The 1,008-nt window shown below is 39.6% G+C and carries 2 protein-coding genes; both read left to right on the forward strand.

The genetic code is table 11. The features are described from left to right. The first annotated feature begins 246 nt into the window (after window positions 1-246). Entirely contained in the window at window positions 247-423 is a 177-nt protein-coding gene (locus tag KDK14_RS09560) for a type II toxin-antitoxin system HicA family toxin (protein WP_257264873.1), read from the forward strand. Window positions 424-455: 32 nt separating this feature from the next. Continuing rightward, entirely contained in the window at window positions 456-887 is a 432-nt protein-coding gene (locus KDK14_RS09565) for a type II toxin-antitoxin system HicB family antitoxin (RefSeq protein ID WP_257264874.1), read from the forward strand. The last annotated feature ends 121 nt before the right edge of the window (window positions 888-1,008 follow it).

Here is a 1,008-nt window from a genome sequence, read left to right on the forward strand (position 1 = left end):
ATTACCAGCTCCTTATATCTGTTTATAATCTGATAATAGTCTGTTTTTTTATCTGCTGTCATTAGCTCCCACAAATACTGTGGGAACCAGAACTTTTTTATACAATTCCCCGGGAATGGATAAAAGATTCAATCCGCCATTTTGCTTGAAAACATAAAACTGGAAATCCGGTTGAATTTTAATCTAAAACCTTGCCTTGTGTGTATACGTGTGTATAATTAAACCCATGGTTAAGCCGGAGTTACCATGAACTCAAGAGAGTTGAGAAAGCTGGTCGAAGCCAAGGGCTGTAAGTTCCACAGACAAGGTAAAGGTTCCCATGAAATATGGATAAATAAACAGGGTCAGAAAATGCAGATCCCCCATCCAAAGAAAAAAATTGGAACAGGGCTGCTAAAGAAAATCCTGAACTGGGCAGAATAATCTGCCCAACCTGATCATGGAAAGGAGTTTTTATGTTATTCAAAGTTGGTATTGAAATGCCGGAAGATAATGAAACCGCCTACAGTATTATCATTCCTGCCTTATGTAATGATCAATACACTACAGTTTCTGCTGCGGATACCTTTGATGAAATCGTTCCCATGGCCAGAGAAGCCGCTTTTTCCATGATGGAAGAAATGGCAACCTCTGGGGATTTGGATATTGTCGCCATTGCCAAGGCTAACCAACAGGATTTCAGCAAAGATCCTGAGTATATGGATTTTAAGGAATGGGCTTTTATTGATATTGATATTGATGGGGTAATTGGCACCCAAAAGCGAATAAATATCAGTATGTCGGATCTTTTGATCTCCCATATAGATCAGATTGTCAGGCATGGGAACCAATATAAGGATAGAAGTGATTTTCTTTCTAAAGCTGCTTTAAACCAGTTATCTCATTAATAATCCGTTTCCCATGTCCCCATGGGAAACAAACCATTTTTCAAGCTGCCGCAACCTCAAAAAACGGCAGATCAAAATCAAATTGAAACACCTCTGCCCCCAATTGCCGGTTCAGTTCCAG

Origin of the sequence: Endozoicomonas sp. ONNA2 (assembly GCF_024606365.1) — a bacterium.
Taxonomy (GTDB): Bacteria; Pseudomonadota; Gammaproteobacteria; order Pseudomonadales; family Endozoicomonadaceae; genus Endozoicomonas.

Coding starts and splice junctions, on each gene's coding strand:
- KDK14_RS09565 (WP_257264874.1), top strand. CDS start 456: ATGTTATTCAAAGTTGGTATTGAAATGCCGGAAGATAATGAAACCGCC.
- KDK14_RS09560 (WP_257264873.1), top strand. CDS start 247: ATGAACTCAAGAGAGTTGAGAAAGCTGGTCGAAGCCAAGGGCTGTAAG.